Source organism: Sphingomonas sp. SORGH_AS_0438, assembly GCF_031453475.1.
In the GTDB taxonomy this organism is placed as follows: domain Bacteria; phylum Pseudomonadota; class Alphaproteobacteria; order Sphingomonadales; family Sphingomonadaceae; genus Sphingomonas.
Genome location: NZ_JAVIZS010000001.1, coordinates 1538097 through 1557937, shown reverse-complemented (window position 1 = coordinate 1557937; position 19841 = coordinate 1538097). Strand labels below are relative to the sequence as shown.

Genomic DNA, 19841 nt, shown 5'->3' with positions numbered 1-19841 from the left:
CGCTTACTCGCAAACCTTCCCATTGTCGCCCAACGGGGCGTCCAAGGTGAACACAAGACCGCTCAACGGGAAGTCGAGCTTGGCGGACCCTTTGAAATAGGAGCGCAGCGATCGTTCGATCATCCGCTGCCCGAAGCCCTGGCGGGTCGGTGGGCGCACGATAGGCCCGCCAACCTCCTGCCATATAAGACGAAAACGTGGCTCTTCGCCGATCGATCCATGCGTTACGCTCCAGGTGAGATCGACATGTCCGGCGTCCGTCGACATCGCCCCATATTTGCCAGCGTTCGTGGCCAGCTCGTGCAACGCCAGTCCGAAGGCCAAGGTGATCTGCGGATCGAGCACGATCGCGGGTCCTTGCATTCGGATGCGATCGCCGAAGCCATGGGGTGCCAGGGTCCGCCGGATGATCTCGTGCAGATCGGCCGCCGCCCAGGATTTGGCGGTGAGGACATCCGTGGCTTGCGCCAGGGCAGTGAGGCGCGCCGCGAGCGCGTCGTTCGCGGAAGTGAGATCGGTCGATTGCCGCAGGGTCTGCGCCGCGACCGACTGCACGACCGCCAGCACGTTCTTCAGCCGGTGGCTGAGTTCGTCGTTGAGCAGCTGCTGCTGTTCGCGCGCCTTATGGCGTTCGCGATTGTCGCGCGTGACCGTGCCGTAGCCGATCTGGGTGCCGTCCGTGTCGAACACGGAGAAGACGGTGTAGAGGACCGGAATCAGTTCCCCGGTCCGGAAGTGGCGGAACAGGCGTTCGCCGGACCAATTGCCTGCGTTCTGGACGGCAGGAAGCACCTGCGCCCCGACGATCTCGGCCTCTTCCGGTGGGAAGAAGTCGGCGATGACCACGGCATTGAGTGCCGACCGGTCCAAGCCGACCAGCTCCAGGCCGGCATCGTTCAGGGAGAAGACGGTGCCGTCCATACTGGCCAGGCCGATGAAATCGGTGCTGTTCTCGACCACGCGTTGCAGCCGGTTGCTTTCCTCCTGCGCCTCGCGGATGGCCGTGATGTCGCGGGACACCGACAGGATGCCGGTCGGGGCGCCGTCCGGCCCGCGTACCGGGCTGACGGCGACGTGCCACCATTTCGGCGTACCCGCCATGGTGGAGGCATTGCCGACGAAGCTGCGGCTTTCGCCTGCCCTTGCGGCGGCGACGGCGGCGCGCGCCTCCACATTGCCTCCGCCTTGCCAGAAATCGGGCCAGGGGCAGCCCGCGATCGCGTTGAAGTCGCTGACCTCCATGATCTTCTGCCCGCCTTCGGACATGAACGTCAGGCGTGCGTCGAGATCGAGGATCTTGATGCAGTCGGTCGAGCTGGCAAGGACGCTGGAGAGGAAGGATTCGCGATCCGACAAGCGGGCGAGGGCATCGTCTTTTTCGAGGGTCAGGCTCTGTGCGCGGGCAAAGGCCGCGCGCAGCTCGGCGGCGAGCATCCCGACGCCCACGGAGATCGCCAGGAAGATGAGGCTGGCGACCCATTGCACGTCGGTCAGCCAATATGGTCGATCGGGACTGGCGATCGAGATGGCCGCGGCGGCCGTTGCCAGGACACTGGCATAGACGCTGGGCGCGCGTCCCAGCATCAGGCCGATCGCCAGGATCGCCGGAACGAAAAGCAGCCACGGCAGGATCGACGTCACGACGAACGCCCGGAACAACGCCACTACGAGGACCGCAGCCGTCGCGATGACGAAACGCAGCGGCTGGCTTAATCTATACTGTAATGACCTTGAGAGCAGGCGGTCGATGGCAGGGATGGTCTTGCTATGCGGCATGTGAATCGTCCAGTGCAGGACCTCGTTCTGCTTGTCTGCAATGCCATAGCACATCCGGAATACAGGTCTATCGCGCGATAAGCGTTGGCAGGTGAACCGGATTTGGCAATCATCCGCCGACGAGAATAAATCGGGACATCCGAGCTGCACACCTGATGCCCGCGTCGGCCGAGCGGAACGACGGGCTGGCTGCCGGCATCGATCTGATGTTCAGAGGCGAGGTAATCGACATCGTCATCGCGTTGGAGGCGGTGGGGGAGGATGTGGAACGGTTGGTCGATCAGCTCGTGGTGGAGCGGTAGGACACGGGTTCGGTTCGCTGCCATTCGATGATCACCGTACCGGGACGAAATCCCGGGGCCGGGCTGGGATAGATTTCGCCGGGCCACCGCCTCCATAAGAGCGGAAAGCAGAGGCGGGGTGGACGGATTAGCCGGCGCCACAACCTGGGCCGCCACCGCAGTCGAGATCGAATGCCCAGGCGATTGGATGCCCCCTACAGGATGCCGTATCGGCCGGGGCATACGGCCACGCATCGGCAGCCCCCCGATACGACAACGGGTCGCCCAGCTGGTCCGCATCGGTGTGATCGGGCGCGACGTCGACCAGGCGCGATTTAGCGTGGCGGCGGAAGGATGAGCCTCGGCCCGCTTCGGGAGGCCAAAGGCGTCGAGGTGCAAGAGGCGCATGGTTACCGGATCGGCGAAGACATCACCGCCAAACTGACCGGCGGCAATCTCCGCAGGGGCGTCCACCGACGCGACGTCGAGCATCGTGGCAGGCGGCCCCCTGTTCCCGATCCGCAAGGGTGGCGAGGCTTATACGGACTTACGAGGCAAGCCTCCCATTCTCGACGTTCCGTATACCGATGCGGTTTCATCTGCCTTGGTGCCATCCTGTTCACTTTCATAGGTATGTGTCGCTCGCGGCGCACCGCATTGGTGCATTATCGGCCCTCGCATGCGACCTCGCGGGCGTCGCATTTAAACCGATTGCAACCATCCAGGGTCTAACCGGTTGCGGGGTTTGTATAATCCCATATGGTTGGATGATGGCGACACGGGCTTAAGGGGCAGGCATGGGATTGAAGGGTGCGAGCAGCGCTGAAGTCGGACAGCTCGGCGACACGCAACGTCGACTGGATGCCGTTCTCAACAACGCCTCCGTCTCGATCATCCTGATGGATGAGCGGCAGCAATGTATCTACATGAACCGCGCGGCCGAGAAGCTGACCGGATTCACGCTGGACGAGGTGTTGTCGCTCGATCGCCCGCTCCATGACATCGTCCACCATACGCGACCGGACGGTTCGCACTTCCCGCTTGCCGAATGTGCGATCGATCGCGCCTTTCCCGAGCATAACCAGACCCAGGGGGAGGAAACCTTCGTCCACAAGGACGGGAGCTTCTATCCGGTCGCCTTTACCGCCAGCCCCATTCGCGACGAGGCGTCTAGAACGATCGGCACGATCATCGAGGTTCGCGATATACGCGAGGAGAAGGCCGCGCGGGAGCGTCAGCGCCTGTTGATCGACGAGCTCAACCACCGCGTGAAGAACACGCTCTCGGCCGTCCAGTCGATCGCCTACCAGTCGTTGAAGGGGGCCGATGCGGATGCGCGACAGGCCTTTGAGGGCCGGCTGGTTGCCCTTTCAGGCGCGCACAATGTCCTGACGAAGGAGGGGTGGACAGGGGCCAGCCTCTATACCGCCATCGAGACGGCGATTGCCGCCTACCAAGCGCCCGGTCGTTTCGAGCTCGACGGGGTCGATCACCCGCTCGCACCCAAAATGGTGGTTTCGCTTTCCATGGTGATCCACGAACTGGCCACCAACGCCGTCAAATACGGCGCCCTGTCGGTGCCCGATGGGTTGGTCCGTATCGAGTGGCAGGTCAGGGGGCAGGCGGCGGGAGGCGAGCGCCTCGCCATGCGCTGGGAGGAAGTCGGCGGACCGCAAGTCGAGGTGCCGACCCGCAAGGGCTTTGGCACGCGTCTTCTGGAGCGTCAGGTTTCTATGGAGTTCAAAGGATCAATCCAGCTTCAATACCGTCCATCGGGGCTCGTGTGCCAGATGGATCTCGGCCTTCCGCATCCGGGCAGCGCTGACGTCGCCATATCGGAAACAGCGACGGACACAGCGTCATGACCATGATGCCCCCCCATTCCCTCAATGGCCGTCGCATTCTTCTCGTCGAGGATGAGAGCCTGGTTGCGGCCCTGGCGGAAGACCTGTTGCTTGATGCGGGATGCGAGGTGCTTCTCGCGATGCGCCTGGACGAGGCCATGGTGCTGGCGGATGATGACGAGGTGGAGCTTGGTATCCTCGACGTCAATCTGGGCGAAGAGCGGAGCTACCCGGTCGCCGATCTGCTGCGGGCCCGGGGGACGCCCTTCATCTTCGCGACCGGCTACGGCCGGGCAGGGTTGAACGGCGCCTATCAGGACGTGCCAGTGCTGCAGAAGCCGTACCGGGGGGATGAATTGCTCAGGTCTGCTGATGACGCGTTGCGGGGTCATTCATTGGCGCAGGGGTGAGGGGCATCGGTCCAGCCGACCACCTGACCAGCTACGTTCGATCCGGATGCAGACGCGAGTCATCGTTAGCTGCCGCCGGGCTTGCGTCCTCTTTTCGCGCAATTCCACAACGGCGGGTGCGACGAATACCGGTGGATGGCGAAGCGTTCTCAATCCCCTGTTATGTCAAATAATTCATCATATTATCCGCTATCCTACGCTACAGGGCCGGCGTGACACTCCAGATAAATCAAGCTAAAGCCGCGATTGAACAACAGCATGACGCGATCATCGATTGCTGTTCCATACTCCTGTCGCACCTACGGGCGGATGCCAGTATCGACGAGATCGGGAAAGCCAGGATGCAATTGGCAAGGTTTTTGCATGAAAACGTCATCGCGGAAGAAGCGGCGATCAACGGACCTATCCGTCGGCTGTCTATAGCCGAGCGCCCTTTGCACTTCGTGGAATTAGGAGCCGAAGCGGCCGACTTGCGGCGGCGATACACGGATCATGTCGGATGCTGGTCCATGCCCGAAATCATCAAGGATCGGGAAGGCTATGCTGCATCGGTAAAGGCATTGGTGGCCGAGGTCACCGGGCATCTCAGTCGGAAAAAAGCCGCTTTTCCGCGCTGGTGGCAAGCGGTCGCGCATATCGGGAAGGGGCTTAACCGGCCTCAAGGATCCTGAACGATAGAGGCCGGCCGCGATCGATCCGCTGCTGAGCGGTCGTTCCAGACCCCATGTCAGGGCCGCGCCTTCGACAGAACGGCGCGACCGATACCGAAACCGGCGAGCCACGCGCGACAGAGATCGGCACGGTCATCGCAAAACGGGCAATCCGACCGGCTCTTCGACGTATCGGCGCCCGCTCGCAAGCCGCACGCATGTACCAGGGCGATGAGCTGATCGGTTTCACCTGTGTCCATTTCAGCCTCCTCTCCGTGTGATACGCCAAACCTAACCGGGACCGCCGACGATCGAACCTGTAAAATCGCGTCATGATACGCATGCCGCATTTTTCGAAAACGACCCTCTTCCTCTCGTTGATTGGGAAAAGACCGGCGCGCCGATCCACTCCAAGGCGAAGATCACGATCCTGCTGGAGGCGGACTGGGACCGGCGGCTGACCGGCCGCTATGAGGATGTGGTCGGCCTCCAGCCGCCCGACCTGGCGGACAGGATGACGGTGCGCGGGCCGGTGTTCCCGACGCGCAAGCGTAGCGAGGCGACGGGGTGATTTTGTGCAGCCTGCCGATAACGAGTGGTGATGTGCGTTGGCGCCTGTCATATCTTGGCTATCCCGCTGTAATCCCGACGATGGTAGCGTCGTGGCGGCAGATAGGAGGCAGAGGTGAACCAGCAAGATCGAGCACGCTTGGAGCTTGCATCGGACCTTCTCCGCGAAGCCCTCGCGATCCTGGACGAGCAAGGCTGCGCGGTCGCGGCCGCCTATCTGGACGGCGTGATCTGCCTGGTCGACGAAGCGTCAGCGCGAGACCGGCATTTCGTATGCGGATGACAGGATCGCCTCCATCTTCGACATGCCGGCTTGGGTCAATTGGACGTTTCGCCGTGCCAGCGCGCAGGGTTCGACGATCCCCCGATCGCTAAGGACCTTCACCCAGCGTTCCACGATCGCCGGCAGCAGGCCGGTCTCGGTCGCGATATCGGACAGGCCGACGACGCGCCCCTCCGCCTCGGCAAGGTAGACGCAGTTCAGCACCGACCAGACCGGATCCGTCGACAGGTCGTCACCCAGTGCCGCCTTGCGCACCTCGTGCAAGCGCCGGATGCGCAGCGCCATTTCCCAGAGCCGCGCCGGCGGCGGCGTCCGTCCCTCGTCATTCCAGAAGATCGTGCTGACGAGCCGATCGGCATCGGTGAACCGGGTGACATACAGGTTCGCGGCAATGATGGTGCCATCCGGTCGGACATACCGCTTTTGCAGGCGGAATGGCGGTGCGCGATCGACGAGAGAGGCCAGCATCGTGGCGCTTCGGTCGAGATCGTCCGGGTGGGTGATGGTGCGGTAGGAGGCACCGATCACCTCTGCCTCGCTCAATCCAACAAGGTCGAGAAACCCTCGATCTGCGGTGAGGATGATACCATCGATCGTGGCTACGCAATGAGCAGTCGGCATCGTCACCACAATCTTGAAGGCCAAGCCGTATAGATAGGCCCATTGGCTGATCTGCGACAAGCGCCTCAAGGGTGCGTTTTAAAAGCCGATTTGGTTCATGTCGTGGAAGTCGCACCATGATGTACGGCCTTGCTTGATCCGGTCGCAGGTCACGGCAAATTTCTGTTTGGCTGGCCTCCCTCGATCGCACCTCTGATGGCGGGTACGATCGAGGTTGCCACCTCGACGGACGGCGCGGCATCCCGAAAACGATCGCATGTTCAGAAATTATCCCGGCCCTCCTGCCGATGTAAGTCTGCAGGCAGCAATTTGCGTATCAGTCGGTAAAATATTCCGTCCGATCCGCAGTTAGTCGGAAATAAATGCCGCCAGTAAGAAGATAATGTCAATTTTGGCTACTTTACCGTTGGGGTGTCAGCTGCATCAACAGCAATATTGACCTATGAATTACGCTTTAAAACTACCTCGATTTAATGGCTTGCAAATAATTCGTCGATAGAAGGTCCTCAAATGCCTTAGGGGGGACCAAGTGCTTCGTCATAATCCGCTACTGTCAGCCATTCCTTTCGCTCTGCTGGTCCCTGCGCAAGCGCAGGCGCAAGCAGCACCGAATGGCGCATCTACACATGACAAGGCCCGTGAGGAGACCACGGCCGGCAAGGATATTGTCGTCACCGCCGTCGCGCGTGGCCGCGATCGTCTCGACAGCGCCATCTCGACCAGCTCGCTTGGCGCAGCCGAGATCTTGAAGATTGCACCGCGTTCGACCGCAGAAATCTTCCGCAACATCCCCGGCATCCGATCGGAAAGCTCGGGCGGCGACGGCAATGCCAATATCTCGATCCGCGGCCTTCCGATCGCGTCGGGCGGCGCCAAGTTCCTGCAGTTGCAGGAAGACGGCCTGCCGGTGCTCGAATTCGGCGACATCACCTTCGGCAATGCCGACATCTTCCTGCGCGCCGACATGAACGTGTCGTCGGTCGATGCCATTCGCGGCGGGTCCGCCTCGACCTTCTCGTCCAATTCGCCCGGCGGGGTCATCAACATGATCTCCAAGACCGGTGACGTGCCGGGCGGCGCGATCATGGCGACCGCTGGCCTGGACTATGGCGAGTATCGGCTCGACTTCGATTACGGCGCCAAGCTCACCGACACCCTGCGCTTCCATACGCGAAGGTACTGGGCCAGGCGGCAGATGGCGTCTTCGGATCCTCCCGGCGCCCCGTGGGCTTTTGCCGCAATGCCCAGCGTGGCTGCAGCAAGACAGGTGCCGGCCGCAAGTGCGACAAGGCCGGGCATCAGGCTTGCGCGCTCGAGCAGCCCCGGCGGCTCTTCCTAGTATACCAGGAAGGCTCGAGCGAGGCAGAGTTGCTGAAGACCTTCGCACATGCTGCCTTGCCGTTGCGAATCCCCAGGAGCGTCTATGGGCAGCGGCAGCACACCGCGGATCGATGCGCCGAAGCAATCCGGACGCTGAATGCTCGGGCGGCCGTGATCGAACCGGTCCTCAAGCCCGGTTCCGCGCTCCTGCTGCCTCCAAGGATCTTCGGCCAACATAACGCTGTCACGAACCTGCTGGACCGGGTTGTCGCAGGAAAGAACCCGGTGCGCGAGCTGCGCGACTTTCGGCAGCTGCACTGGGACAAGACAAAGCGGGCGTTCGTCGGCCGCTCGCGCCTCGGCTTCAGCCCCGGACACGATGCCGGCCTCCATGGGGAGCCGCATGATCACGCGGACATCGCCGTTGCGCTCACGCGCCGATACCGCCTGGGATGCATCTACGACGGCGCCTTCCATTGGGATGTCTCCCCAATGGATGGGTCCCACCTGGCCGAGAAGTACGAATTCAAGACGAGGGACAAGGGCAAGCAACGACCGGGGGGCAAGTACGCCAACGTGCTCGTCGATGACTCCCTGAGATAGTTTGGCCCCCCACACTCAAGGTGCAAGGGGCCGGAAACCATCGAGAGGATTGAACGCATACCAGAGCACGAAGCTCTGCGTGCCTTCATTGCCGTGTCCTGGGTACCATTGACAGGCAACTACGGTTCGGCATCTCACCCATGCCCCCTCTGAGAACGAGCTGAAGCAGGGCTTCGCTCAGTTCGGGCATGGACGGTTAGCCCACAGCGTCGTCGACAGGATATGGTGCGATCGTGAAGAAATGTCAAACGTGGCGGCAGGACACGACAAACGCACGTCTGCTACCGATGACCCCTGCCATATGCGACGGCGCCGCCGCACTACCATTAAAGGCGTCAGAACGACACCTGGGCTTGCCCAATCGGACAGCGCGCCGGCAAAAGATCGGCGTGGCTATCGAGCCCTCCCCCGCTGCGGAGCCTCGCATGGCGATGGCGGTCGATCTCGGGTAGAGTGGATGACCAACGGGGCGGCGACCGCCGATCGCATCTATGATGCGTGGAAATCGGCGTTCCTCCCGGACGCCGCGATGCCCATGGGCGCCTCGACTTCACCGCAATCGCAAGGCGGCTCTAGGTGAGCACAATCCCGGTACGCGAGAGCGCGATGCGGCTGCCCGGCGAAGGGCTGCTCGAATGGCACGAGCCACTCGACCGGCTGGCGCTCGAGTAGCCGGGCCGACGAGGACCGACCGATCCCATGCCGAAGCCGGTTATCGCCTTTCCCGATCGCGCAAGGCTGTTCTTCCGCCGGCTCGCGGAACCTAGCGGCAACGCCAAATTCACGGCTGCGATTAAACGGACGGCCGATGCCCCGTTACCCTTTCGACGCCGCGAGCCGACATTGCTACCCGACGCCGAGAGCGAGCTGCGGCACTTGGATGAGTTGCTCGGGAGCCGCATCCAGCCTCGACGAGCGGTAAGCTCCTATCATCGACGGCGACACGCCATCTTACCACAGCTCGTCTGAGTGGCAAATTTTTGCTGAATAAGCGTCCGCTTATGATAACACTGACACCCCTCTCACGACCGTAATTGGGTCGCCAAGAGAGAAGGACAGAGCGGCAGCTCCCGACCAGCTTAAGACATTCAACGCCGTTGATGTGAGCGTCGGCATTTGCTGAAACTCGCCATTCGGGTCGCGCAAACCGCCGCGTCGGCCTGGCGCCCCACAACGGTCATTCCAAGGGGGCGGGCGTGATCTCGAAAGCGGACGCTAATCACCGTCCAGCGAGTTGACAGATTGGAGACGTTCTCAGTCAAGTAGAGGGCACGAAGAGGGTTGTTGAAGGCAAAACCTTCACTGCACGCAATTTGTAGCGGTCGGGCAGAGCCACAAACGCGAAGACGCCGCCTGATCCATCGTGCGGCGGCCCGTGGGTGAGTCCGATCCGGTGCGAACTCGTATCAGGCCTTGTAAGTGGCGGTAAATTGCCCCCACACTCCGTTGGCTTGGCGCCGCACCCGAACACAAGGCCGGTCCGGCACGAGGGGATGAGTTGACAAGTTTCAAGTTCCTGCATGCAGCCGACATCCACCTCGACAGCCCGCTGCACGGCTTGTCGAGATACGAGGGCCTGCCCGTCGACGAGATTCGCTCAGCGACGCGCGCAGCCTTCGACAACCTCGTGCAGTTCGCGATCGACGAGGCGGTCGACTTCGTCGTAATCGCGGGCGACCTCTTCGATGGCGGCTGGCGCGACATGGGCACCGGCCTATACTTCTCGAAGGCGATGGGGCGGCTCGACCAAGCGAGCATTCCGGCATTCCTGCTGGCCGGCAACCACGACGCGGCCTCAGTGGTATCGCGCACCGTCCCCTGGCCGCCAAACGTTCATCTGTTTGGTTCAAGGCGGCCTGAGACGCACCGGCTCGCCCACCTCTCGGTCGCGGTCCATGGCCAGAGCTTCTCGACGCCGGCCGTCACCGAGAACCTTGTCCTCGCCTATCCGCCGGCCAAGCCGCACAGCTTCAACATCGGCATGCTCCACACGGCCCTGGCCGGCCGGCATGGCCATGCGGACTATGCGCCCTGCAGCGTCGAGGACCTGCGGTCGCGGGGCTACGACTACTGGGCGCTCGGTCACGTTCACGAGTTCGAGGTCGTCAGCGACACACCCTACGTCGTCTTCCCCGGCAACGTGCAGGGCCGGACGATCAGGGAGACCGGTGCCAAGGGCGCGGTCCTGATCCAGGTGACCGACGGCGAAGTCGCGGAGGTGGAGCGGGTCGAGCTAGACGTTATCCGCTGGGCGCGCCTCGATGTGGACTGCGCCGGGGCGGGCATGGACGACGCGGAGGACCTACTGCGGTCCGCGCTCGTCGGCCTCCACGGCGCAAACGGCTCGGGTCGGCCGCTGATCGCCCGCGTGACACTAGTCGGCGAGACGGCTGATGCCGGCGCGTTCCGCGATCGTGCCGCGACGCTCCGCGACGACGTGCGCGCGATTGCGTCGTCGATATCCCCCGACCTGTTTGTCGAGAAGGTCCGGGTCGAGGTGAGCGAACCGGCACGCACGACGGTTGCCGTCGGCGAGGACCTGGGCGCCATGATCGACGGGGCGGCGGCCGATCCAGACCTCTTGGCCGCGATCAGCCGCGACCTCGAGCGCTTCATGCTGGCGGCGAGCACGTCGTTGGGCGAGCCCGATGACGGCGAACTGCGGCTGGCGGCTGCGCAGGGTGACTGGGCGGGCGTCCTCGGCGCCGCGTCGACCGCGCTGCGCTCGCGCCTCACGAGGGAGGGCTGAGCATGCGCTTCTCCCGCCTCTCGCTCGAACGCTACGGGCGCTTCGAGGACTGCGAGCTGGACTTCCGTGCCGGCAATCCCGACCTCCACGTCATCTACGGCGAGAACGAGGCCGGCAAGACGACGTCGCTGGCCGCGGTCTCGGACCTCCTCTTCGGCTTCCCGCAGCGGTCACCATACAATTTTCTGTTCGACTATTCGCTGCTCCGTGTCGGCGCGGTGCTTGAGGACGGCGGCACGACGCTCGCCTGTCGCCGAAAGAAGGGAACGGGCGGCACGCTGCTCGGTGTGGACGACGCCTCGATCAACGAGGCGCCGCTCGCCGCGATGCTGCGCGGCCAGACTCGCGACACTTTCAGCCTCTCCTTCAGTTTGGATCAGGCCGCGCTCCGTCTGGGCGGACAGGCAATGGTCGAGGCGAAGAACGACGTCGGCCGCACGCTGTTCGCCGCGGGGTCTGGCCTTACCGGAGTTTCCGACGAACTGCGCCGTCTGGAGGCGGAGGCCGACGCGATCTGGGGTCCGACCACCCGTGGCAGCCGCACGTTCACGCAAGCCCAGCGCCAGCTTGCTGAGGCCGCGAGGATCGTGCGCGACGACGCTTTGAAGCCAAAGGCTTGGTCGGACGCCAGGATTGCCACGGAGCGGACGCGCGAGGCGCTGGAAGCAGCGCGCCGCGACCGTGACGCGGTCCAGACCGAGTCCAGATCCGCCGAACGTGTCAGGCGTGTCGCACCGCTGGTCCGGCGCCGCGAGGAGCAGACGGCGGCGCTTGTCGATTACGAGGGGGTGGTCGACCTTGGGCGTCAGCGCGAGACCGCTGCCGAGGCGCTGGTGCGGGAGGCGGATGAGGCGATGCGCGCCATGGCGGCTGCTGAGAGCCTACTCGCGGACATCGCCGAACGGCGGTCCGCCGTGTCGACTGATGCGCAAGTGCTCAGAGAGGCGGACGAAATCGATCGCCTCGTCGCCGAGGCGGGCGCGGAGATCAAGGCGAAGCGCGAACTGGTCGGCCTCGAGGCGGAGCACGCCGACGCGACGGCGGCGGTCCGCCGACTCCGTGCTGAAGCTGGTCCCAACGCCGATGCGGCGCCGCCGCGCGAACTCTCGGCGCGCTTGCGGGAGCTTTCCCGTATCGCCGGCGAGCAGCGCCTGGCGACGCGCCAGCTCCAGGACGAGCGGCAGCGCATCGATGAGCGGCGGGGTCGTGCGGAGGCCGCGATTGCCGCTAACATAATCGGCGACGCCGACGACGCATTGGCGACTGCCGTCGACGAGGCGCGCGCGCTCGGCGCCGACGCCGACTCCCGCTGCGACGCCGCGCGCTGCAGGTTGGACGTGGCCAAGCGCGGCGCCGACGACGCGCTTGCCCGGCTCGCGCCGTGGAAGGGCGATGCGGATGCGCTCGCCCGCCTACCCAGGGTGGACGCCACCGAAATCCAGGAGGCGCGCGACGCTCTGGCGGCCTTGGTCACGGACATCCGTCGCGAGGAGGAGGCCGCCCAGCGTGCGTCGGACCAATCTTCGGCCGCCGCACTCGAGATCTCGCAGCTGGCGACCGGGATTGCCGTGTCGGCCGAGGACATCTTGGAGGTCCGGGCTGAGCGCGACCGTCTGTGGCGGCCGCTCCGCGACCACCTTGTGGATGGCGCGTCCCTCGCGTCTTCGGCAGGCGCGGTCGCGGATTTCGAGACCGGCGTCGCGGCGGCGGACGGGCGGGCGGACTCACGCTACGCGACCGCCGACGCATCGGGCAGGCTGTCGCTGCTGGAGCGGACGCGGGCGTCGCACGACCTCGCGGGAGAGCAGGCGGTGGCCCGCGCCCGGTCGGCGCGCGATCGTCACCACCAGGTCCTTGCCACCTGGCAGCGCCGGGTGGGCGATGCCGGCTTGCCTGAACTGGAGCCTGGCAGGTTCAATTCCTGGCAGGCGGACCGCGACGCGTGCGAGGCGGCGCAGACTGAGCTGCGGAGCCTCGTCTCGGACACCGAGCGGTCTGAAGCCAAGCGCGACGCGGCGCGATCGGCGCTCGCGGTCGCGCTCGGGACCACGGATGCGGCCGGTCCGCTCGGGCCCGCGCTCGCCAGGGCGGAGGCGCGCCGCGCCGCCTCCGAGGACGTCTCGCGAAAGCGTCTGCTGGCGCAGGCGGAGTTGGATCAGGTCGGCATCGAAACCACCGCGCTCGACCGAAGGGCCCGCGCGGCGGAAGGCGCGGCGACGACTAACGCCGCAGCGTGGGCCGCGGCATTGGACGAGGCGCGCCTGGACATCGACGTGACCGCCTGCGGAGCCGTGCTCGATCTCCTCGACGAGCTTCGCGAGGCGTCTTCATCCGAAGCGCTCCTTCGTCGCCGCATCGATGGCATAGCGCGCGACACCCGGGATCACTCGGCGGCGGTGGGACGGCTCGCCAACGCGCTCGGCATCGCTGCGGGCGAGGTGCCCGAGCGTCTCCGCTCGATGCGGGACCGGCTCGCGGCGGCTCGGATCGCGGCGACGCTTCACGGTTCGCTGGACGAGGAGGGCCGTCGCCGCCAGAGCGAGCTGCAAGAGGCGCAGGCCAAGCTGAAGGCGACCGACGAGGCTCTCGCGCCATTCCTGTTGGAAACCGGCGCGGCGGACAAGTCTGCGCTCGGCGCGGCGATCGAGCGCTCAAATACCAAGCGCGCGTTGGTCGAAGGGGTGGCCGCGACCGAGAGCGCGATCACCGAGGCCGGCGATGGTCTTGGGCTCGACGCACTGGTCGCCGCGGTTCAGGCGACCGACCCGGATCAGGTCGCGTCGCAGCTAGCGACGCTGGGATCCCGCCTCGACGACCTAAACGCGGCGGTGGACGCTGCGGCAACTGCGCACGGCGACGCTCGTGCCACCTTCGCGGCACTCGACACGGGCGGCACCGCCGCCGTCGACGCGGCGGCCGACGCCGAGCAGGCTCGTTCGGAGCTGGAGATCCTCGCCGAGGACTACATCCTGAGGCGGACGCAGGCGGTTACGCTGAAGTGGGCTATCGAGAGGTATCGCGAGCGGCATCAGGACCCGTTGCTGCTGCGCGCGGGCGACCTTTTTTCGACCCTGACCACGGGACGCTACGCGACGCTCAAGGTGGACACAGACGGCCCTAGCGCCCGGCTCCGGGGCATGCGCAACGACATGCGGACGATGGTCGACGTCGACGCGATGAGCGAGGGCACCACCGACCAGCTGTTCCTCGCGTTACGCCTCGCTGCGCTCGAGCAGTCGGTCGCAGCCGGGGTCGCCCTACCGTTCCTCGCCGACGACCTATTTGTGAACTTCGACGACCGCCGGGCGGAGGCGGGCTTCCGGGTCCTGGTCGAGGTGGCCCGGAGCACCCAGGTGCTGTTCTTCACTCATCACCCGCACCTCGTCCAAATCGCAAAATCCGTGGTCGGCGCCGAGCTCCATTCCGAATGCACGCTGTCGTGATCGGACGGGTGAACTTTTTTCCCAATTTTCCGCGTTCGTCTTCGCTTGTGTCTCCGGGGCCCAGATATGGAGGAGATACTGATGAGTGATGCGCCCGATGAGCCTCCGCTGCCGGATGACCACCAAAGCTGGCGCTGGGTCGTCGAGCATGGCCATCTGTCCGGCTTCCCGGAAGGGGTGATCGTCGGGGCGATCCGGGCGAATTACCGCCGCGCGGGCGTCGACCAGCACTTCGTGCGCGAGATGATCCGCTTCATCTCCCGTCGCATGCTGGAGGTGATCCGCGGCGAAATCTCTTCGAAGGCGTTCCCCAACCAGGGCCGCGACATCGTCGAGGACGTGCACGCCGCTATGGTGGATGCGCTGCTGTCGCCGACCGCCGTCGATGGCGAGGGTCTGCGGAAGTGGTTTAAGTCCACGCTTCGCAAGCGTTCGATCGACCACGCGCGCAAGGCCATCATCGCGATGAAGCGCAGTCCGGACATGGTCGACGACCCCGGTGGCATGGTGGATCCGCAGACCGAGCTGTTCTCCCATGCGGAGCAGGAGGTCTATGTGCAGCGCATCCTGGACAGCATCCGGGACAAGGACAAGCGCGCAGCCTTCGTACTCCACATGCAGGGGGTCCCCTGCAGCAGCAAGAACGGCCCATCGATCGCGAGCATCCTCGGGATCAGCCCGGACACCGCCGCTTCCAGGGTGGCCGCCGTTCAGAAGCAACTAGCCAAGAAGATCGGAAATTCGTGATGGAAGACAATCAGCAGGAAAGGGACGAAGTGCTGATCGCGTTCCACGAGGAGTGCGATATTCCAACCCGTGCCGACGTGGAGCGCTGGGCGGTTCTTCACCCGAAGTTCGCGCATGACATCCGCGAGCATGCAGCCGTCCGTCTGGCCATGCTAGCCGACAACATCGAGGCGGCCGCCGAGCTGGATGACAACATGATCGGCCGGGCCGGGAGCCGCGTGCAAGCCGCTATGTTCGCGGCGGAGGCCGACGATCGCGCCGCCGAGGCGGCCGCCGCTCCGGTCCCGACGCTCAACGAGATGCTCAAGCGGTCCGGACTGTCCCAGCCGCAGCTGGCGCGGAGGTTGCCGATAGCGCGCGTCGTCGTGGCGGACCTGTTCGCCGGGCGAATGTCCGATGTGCGGCCACGATTCTCGACCGCCATTTCGCGCGAGCTCGGCGTTTCGTTGGAGGCGTTCAACGTGGCGCATGCGCGCGTCGCGATGGCACCTTCGCTCGGGGGGCGGGCGAAGGCCGTCGGCCAGCCCGCCGCGAACCAGCGGACGTTCGAGCAGATCGTCAGATCTTCTGGGATGAGCCAGGAAGAGATCGACTACTGGCTGGCTGACCTCTGATGGATGCCTGGAGCGACATCCGGCTCGTTGCGCGGGACTGCCGAGCCGCCGCGCTGGCGAAGACGAACGCAGCTCCGACCGCGCGCAACGTGATCGACGCGATGGTCGAGCTCCACGACCTTCAGATCGTCGCGTTCGATCCGGGCACGCGCGCCGGCGAGGACGTGCTCGGCTTCTTCGAGCGCGGCTCCGGCATCGTCCATATAGCCCGCGGCCAGGCGGAGGAGGACGAGGTCGTCGTCATCGCCCACGAGCTTGGGCACTTCCGACTCCATAACGATCCCGAGAGCGACGTGACCGACGTGTCAATGCGGCTCTCCGGCGAACCTGTCGAGAGCGGCGGCGCACGAGTCGACGGTTACTCCTCGCGCGAGCGGAAGGAGGTGCAGGCGGATGTGTTCGCGGGCGAGTTCCTGTGCCCGTCCGACTGGTTGAGGGACCGGCTGCTGGCGGGTGCCAGGCCATCTGTAATCGCGACCGAACTCGGGTTGTCCCGCAACCTCGTCGTTCAGCAGGCGATCCGGGCGCTGCTGCTGCCGCCGCTGGTCCGGCACGAGGTCGAGGAAGGCGAGAGGGTCGTTTACGGCCTCGACGAAGATCAGCAGGCGGCAGTCGACTGGAACAACGGTCCGCTGCTGGTGCACGCTGGGCCGGGCACTGGCAAGACGCGCACCCTCGTGGAGCGAGTCTCGCGCATCCTGAAGGAGGACGCGGCGTCGTCGATCCTCGCGCTCACCTTCTCCAACAAGGCCGCGGAAGAGATGCGGGAGCGACTTTCGGCGGTCTACGCGGATGCCGCCATCGAGTTGTGGGTCGGGACGTTCCACGCCTTCGGCCTGGAGTTGGTAACCCGCTACGCCGGCCGCATCGGCCGGACGGACAAGGTAAAGATCCTCGATCCTACGGCGAGCCTCGCGCTGCTCGAGGCCCATCTCGAGCAGCTGCCACTCCACCACTACCAGAACCTGTTCGAGCCCGCCCTCGAGCTCGCCTTCGTGGTCAGCGCGATCTCAAGGGCGAAGGACGAACTGATCGGACCGGCCGATTATCTGGCTGCCGCCCGGGCTGACTTGGCTCTGGCGGTGGATGACGTCGCCCGGGAGGCTGCTGGGAAGGCGGTCGAGGTGGGCGAGGTCTACGTGATCTACGAGCGGTTGCTCGCGGAGGCCGACGCGGTCGACTTTGGGGACCTCATCCTGCACGCGGTCGCGCTGCTGAGCGAGGAGGAGGTAAGGAACGACGTCATCGGGTCCTACCGGCACCTGCTCGTCGACGAATATCAGGACGTCAACTTCGCGAGTTCCATGCTGTTGCGCGCTTTCGCCGAGGATTGCCGCGACATTTGGGTCGTCGCCGACCACCGCCAGTCGATCTACCGCTTCCGCGGCGCCGAGCCGACGAACGTCGACCGATTTCCAGGAGAGTTTGGCGGGAAGCGCCACACGCTCGGGATCAATTACCGCTCGGGCACGCCGGTCGTCAGGGCATTCGCCGCGTTCACCGGTGCGATGGCCGGCGGCAAGGGCTCGCAGTGGGAGGCGAACCGCGGCGCCGTCGGCGAGGTCACGCTGGAGGTTTGCGGCACTATAGAGGACGAGGCCTGCGCGATCCGCGATAGGATCGAAGGGCTGAAGGCCGCAGGCGTCGCCTATCGCGACCAGGCCATACTCGCGCGGAGCCACCTCACGCTGGGCCGCCTGACGTCCGTGCTCGAGCGGCTGGGCGTGCCGCTCCTGTATCTTGGTGACCTGTTCGAGCGGGGCGAAATCCGGGACCTGCTGTCTTTGGTCGCGCTCGATGCCGAGTTCGGAGGACTCGGGCTGGTTCGTGTCGGTCAGTTGCCGGCCTATGGCGCGACGGAGCACGATACGCTCGAGGTCATTGGATGGGCCAAGGCGAACGACGTCCCGGTGATCGCCGCCTTGACGCGCATCGACGAGATCGACGGCTTGTCGGAGGCCGGCCGCGCCGGCTTAGCCAAGTTGGGTGCCGAGCTCGCGTTCGTCGGCCCGGCCACCACGCCCTGGACGATGCTCACGGGCTGGCTTTTCGAGACTGGGGGCTACCTCGATCCGCTGGTCAGGAGTCCGGATCCTGCAGACCGTCAAAAGCTGATCGCGATCTACCACCTGCTCAAGGTGTGCGGCGAACATGACGCAGCAGGCGACCGGAGCCGCCGACGGCTGCTGGCACGCATCCGGCGCATAGAGCTGCTCAACCAAGACAGCGCCTATCGCGCGATATCTGCCGAGGCGACGGACATCGACGCCGTGCGGGTGCTGACCATTCATGGCAGCAAGGGCCTGGAGTTCCCGGCCGTTCATCTGCCCGCCCTCGCCACACGCTACATGCCCGCTAGTCGCAAGGGAGCGAGGACGCCTTCGCTCGGCAAGTATCCGCAGCTGAACATGGGGAAGGAAGATCACGACGCCGAGGAGGAATGCCTCTTCTTCGTTGGGCTGTCGCGCGCGCGCGACCATCTGTCGCTGACCCGCGCCCAGAAATACACCACGCAGAACGCGACGGCTTCCAAGTTCTTGGACTCGGTGTCCGCGATACCCGCGCGGACGCGCTCCACCCCGTCGAACGTGCCGCAGCCGCCGGTCCGGGCGCCCGTCACCGTCGACCCCAAGACGAGCTACACCGCCACCGAACTCGAGACATACATGCGCTGCCCTGCGCGATACCGCTACGAGCAGGTGATGGGCCTGCGCGCCGGGACCGACGGTGCTGCGTTCCTCGACTTCCACCGGTGCGTCCGCAATACGCTCATGTGGATCCAGCAACGGCGCGGGGAAGGCGTCGCGACGAGCGAGGCCGCAGCCTTGGCGCACCTCGACGCTGTGTGGGCTGATCGTGGACCCGTTGGCCATGGTTTCGAGAACTACTATCGCCAGGCGGCGAACCGCATGGTTGCGAACGGTGCCGCCTACATCGCGGCGGAGCAGGGAACGTATCTCGACGGTCCACTCGAGCTTCCGGTCGCGGGTCGAACCTTGACCATGGATCTCGATCGCCTCGTCGATACGGAAGGCGTCATCCGCCTGCAGAGGATCCGGACGGGGCGGCAGACGAAGAGCGAGGGCGATAAGCCGATCTACGGCGCGCTCATGCTTGCTGGTCGGCGGCGGTTCCCCGGTCGGGCCATCGCCGTCGAGGCCTACTACCCGAGTGACGGCACGACGCGCGACTTCCCGCCTGGCAAGGAGGACAAGGCGGTCAAGGCCTTCGCTGACGCCATCGTCGGGATCGAGGCCGGTGATTTTCCCGCCAAGCCGGAGGACGCTCGCTTCTGCCCGAACTGCCCGTGCTATTTCATCTGCGGCGTTTGATTCGCCCCGTGCCGCGCTTCGCGGCGGTCTAGGCCAGCGAACCAGTCGGCGTAGGGCGTCGTCCGCGCGATGTGCCTGTTGAGGTCCGGCGCGCCGTCCGTACACCAGACCGGGCCCCGCTCGCCCAGCACCCGCTACGCCCGATCGACCGCGTCGTGAGCGGCGGTTTCGCCGTCCTTGTCGCCGCTCCGTCGGGCCGTGCCGACCTTCCGGCGGGCGGCCATTAGCTCCTTCACCAAGTCGTCGCGCCTGTCATCGGGCAGCGCTGGGTCAGACATGCGCCACAGCCGGCTTCGCACCACGAAGTATCGGCCGTCAGGCGTGACGGGATGGTTCAACCGTTGCGCCGTCACTTGAGTCGCCGGATCACCAGCTTCTCGCCGAAGCACATCGAGCAGATGTCCTTGTGGCGCCCGAAGCCGTTGGATCCGGCGAGTTCGCGCGCCTTCGCGTTGGCATGCTGCCGGACCGACAGCTTAAGCCGATCTGCGATGCTTTCATCGCAGATCGGCTCCGGTGAGAGGCGGTCGATTAATGCGCGGACGTCGTCGATTACGGTCATCGCCGGACAATAGACGATGAGCCGGCGGCAGGAAGT

General features: G+C 65.1%; 13 protein-coding genes and 1 pseudogene. 11 read left to right on the top strand and 3 right to left on the bottom strand.

Going from position 1 to position 19841, the window contains the following annotated elements:
* Nucleotides 1-3: 3 nt before the first annotated feature.
* The gene (locus QE452_RS07215; RefSeq protein WP_309658906.1) at nt 4-1776 is read right to left on the bottom strand and encodes an HWE histidine kinase domain-containing protein; all 1773 of its coding nucleotides are present in this window, start codon (nt 1774-1776) and stop codon (nt 4-6) included.
* 155 nt (nt 1777-1931) lie between these two features.
* On the opposite strand from QE452_RS07215, the gene QE452_RS07210 reads away from it, so the two are divergent.
* The 4 genes from QE452_RS07210 to QE452_RS07195 all read left to right on the top strand — a co-directional run bounded on the left by QE452_RS07210 (nt 1932) and on the right by QE452_RS07195 (nt 4982).
* A complete protein-coding gene (locus tag QE452_RS07210; protein WP_309658907.1) occupies nt 1932-2078 on the top strand; it encodes a hypothetical protein in 147 nt (48 codons plus the stop codon).
* Nucleotides 2079-2854: 776 nt separating this feature from the next.
* Nucleotides 2855-3922 carry an HWE histidine kinase domain-containing protein gene (locus QE452_RS07205; protein WP_309658908.1) on the top strand — a complete coding sequence of 356 codons (1068 nt, stop codon included), beginning with the start codon at nt 2855-2857 and terminating at the stop codon, nt 3920-3922.
* Nucleotides 3919-4311 (top strand): response regulator, encoded by a 393-nt coding sequence (locus tag QE452_RS07200; RefSeq protein ID WP_309658909.1) that lies wholly within the window; start codon nt 3919-3921, stop codon nt 4309-4311. Before QE452_RS07205 ends, QE452_RS07200 begins: the two co-directional genes overlap by 4 nt.
* A gap of 212 nt (nt 4312-4523) precedes the next feature.
* Nucleotides 4524-4982 carry a hypothetical protein gene (locus QE452_RS07195; protein WP_309658910.1) on the top strand — a complete coding sequence of 153 codons (459 nt, stop codon included), beginning with the start codon at nt 4524-4526 and terminating at the stop codon, nt 4980-4982.
* Nucleotides 4983-5781: 799 nt separating this feature from the next.
* Here QE452_RS07195 and QE452_RS07190 read toward each other — a convergent pair.
* Nucleotides 5782-6495, bottom strand: coding sequence for a PAS domain-containing protein (locus QE452_RS07190; protein WP_309658911.1), 714 nt, complete (start codon nt 6493-6495; stop codon nt 5782-5784).
* A gap of 469 nt (nt 6496-6964) precedes the next feature.
* Between QE452_RS07190 and QE452_RS07185 the strand changes: the two are divergent.
* From QE452_RS07185 to QE452_RS07155, 7 genes and pseudogenes are all read left to right on the top strand, one after another.
* Nucleotides 6965-7618, top strand: a pseudogene (locus QE452_RS07185) (TonB-dependent receptor plug domain-containing protein); the annotation flags it as partial.
* 185 nt (nt 7619-7803) lie between these two features.
* Entirely contained in the window at nt 7804-8358 is a 555-nt protein-coding gene (locus QE452_RS07180; protein ID WP_309658912.1) for a hypothetical protein, read from the top strand.
* A 1498-nt stretch (nt 8359-9856) separates the two neighbouring features.
* Nucleotides 9857-11107 (top strand): DNA repair exonuclease, encoded by a 1251-nt coding sequence (locus tag QE452_RS07175; RefSeq protein WP_309658913.1) that lies wholly within the window; start codon nt 9857-9859, stop codon nt 11105-11107.
* A gap of 2 nt (nt 11108-11109) precedes the next feature.
* Nucleotides 11110-14550 carry an AAA family ATPase gene (locus QE452_RS07170; protein WP_309658914.1) on the top strand — a complete coding sequence of 1147 codons (3441 nt, stop codon included), beginning with the start codon at nt 11110-11112 and terminating at the stop codon, nt 14548-14550.
* A gap of 81 nt (nt 14551-14631) precedes the next feature.
* Nucleotides 14632-15297: a hypothetical protein gene (locus QE452_RS07165; RefSeq protein WP_309658915.1), complete on the top strand. Its 666-nt coding sequence runs from the start codon at nt 14632-14634 to the stop codon at nt 15295-15297.
* Nucleotides 15297-15911, top strand: a complete 615-nt coding sequence (locus tag QE452_RS07160) for a helix-turn-helix transcriptional regulator (RefSeq protein WP_309658916.1) — start codon at nt 15297-15299, stop codon at nt 15909-15911. Before QE452_RS07165 ends, QE452_RS07160 begins: the two co-directional genes overlap by 1 nt.
* A complete protein-coding gene (locus tag QE452_RS07155; RefSeq protein WP_309658917.1) occupies nt 15911-19243 on the top strand; it encodes a UvrD-helicase domain-containing protein in 3333 nt (1110 codons plus the stop codon). The genes QE452_RS07160 and QE452_RS07155 overlap by 1 nt, the downstream gene beginning before the upstream one ends.
* A gap of 349 nt (nt 19244-19592) precedes the next feature.
* On the opposite strand, the gene QE452_RS07150 is transcribed toward QE452_RS07155, so the two are convergent.
* Nucleotides 19593-19805 (bottom strand): hypothetical protein, encoded by a 213-nt coding sequence (locus tag QE452_RS07150; RefSeq protein ID WP_309658918.1) that lies wholly within the window; start codon nt 19803-19805, stop codon nt 19593-19595.
* Nucleotides 19806-19841: the final 36 nt, after the last annotated feature.

What these genes read in the sequence shown, in the direction of transcription:
- QE452_RS07215 (WP_309658906.1), bottom strand. Translation starts at nt 1,776, where the DNA reads ATGCCGCATAGCAAGACCATCCCTGCCATCGACCGCCTGCTCTCAAGG.
- QE452_RS07210 (WP_309658907.1), top strand. Translation starts at nt 1,932, where the DNA reads ATGCCCGCGTCGGCCGAGCGGAACGACGGGCTGGCTGCCGGCATCGAT.
- QE452_RS07205 (WP_309658908.1), top strand. Translation starts at nt 2,855, where the DNA reads ATGGGATTGAAGGGTGCGAGCAGCGCTGAAGTCGGACAGCTCGGCGAC.
- QE452_RS07200 (WP_309658909.1), top strand. Translation starts at nt 3,919, where the DNA reads ATGACCATGATGCCCCCCCATTCCCTCAATGGCCGTCGCATTCTTCTC.
- QE452_RS07170 (WP_309658914.1), top strand. Translation starts at nt 11,110, where the DNA reads ATGCGCTTCTCCCGCCTCTCGCTCGAACGCTACGGGCGCTTCGAGGAC.
- QE452_RS07165 (WP_309658915.1), top strand. Translation starts at nt 14,632, where the DNA reads ATGAGTGATGCGCCCGATGAGCCTCCGCTGCCGGATGACCACCAAAGC.
- QE452_RS07160 (WP_309658916.1), top strand. Translation starts at nt 15,297, where the DNA reads ATGGAAGACAATCAGCAGGAAAGGGACGAAGTGCTGATCGCGTTCCAC.
- QE452_RS07155 (WP_309658917.1), top strand. Translation starts at nt 15,911, where the DNA reads ATGGATGCCTGGAGCGACATCCGGCTCGTTGCGCGGGACTGCCGAGCC.
- QE452_RS07150 (WP_309658918.1), bottom strand. Translation starts at nt 19,805, where the DNA reads ATGACCGTAATCGACGACGTCCGCGCATTAATCGACCGCCTCTCACCG.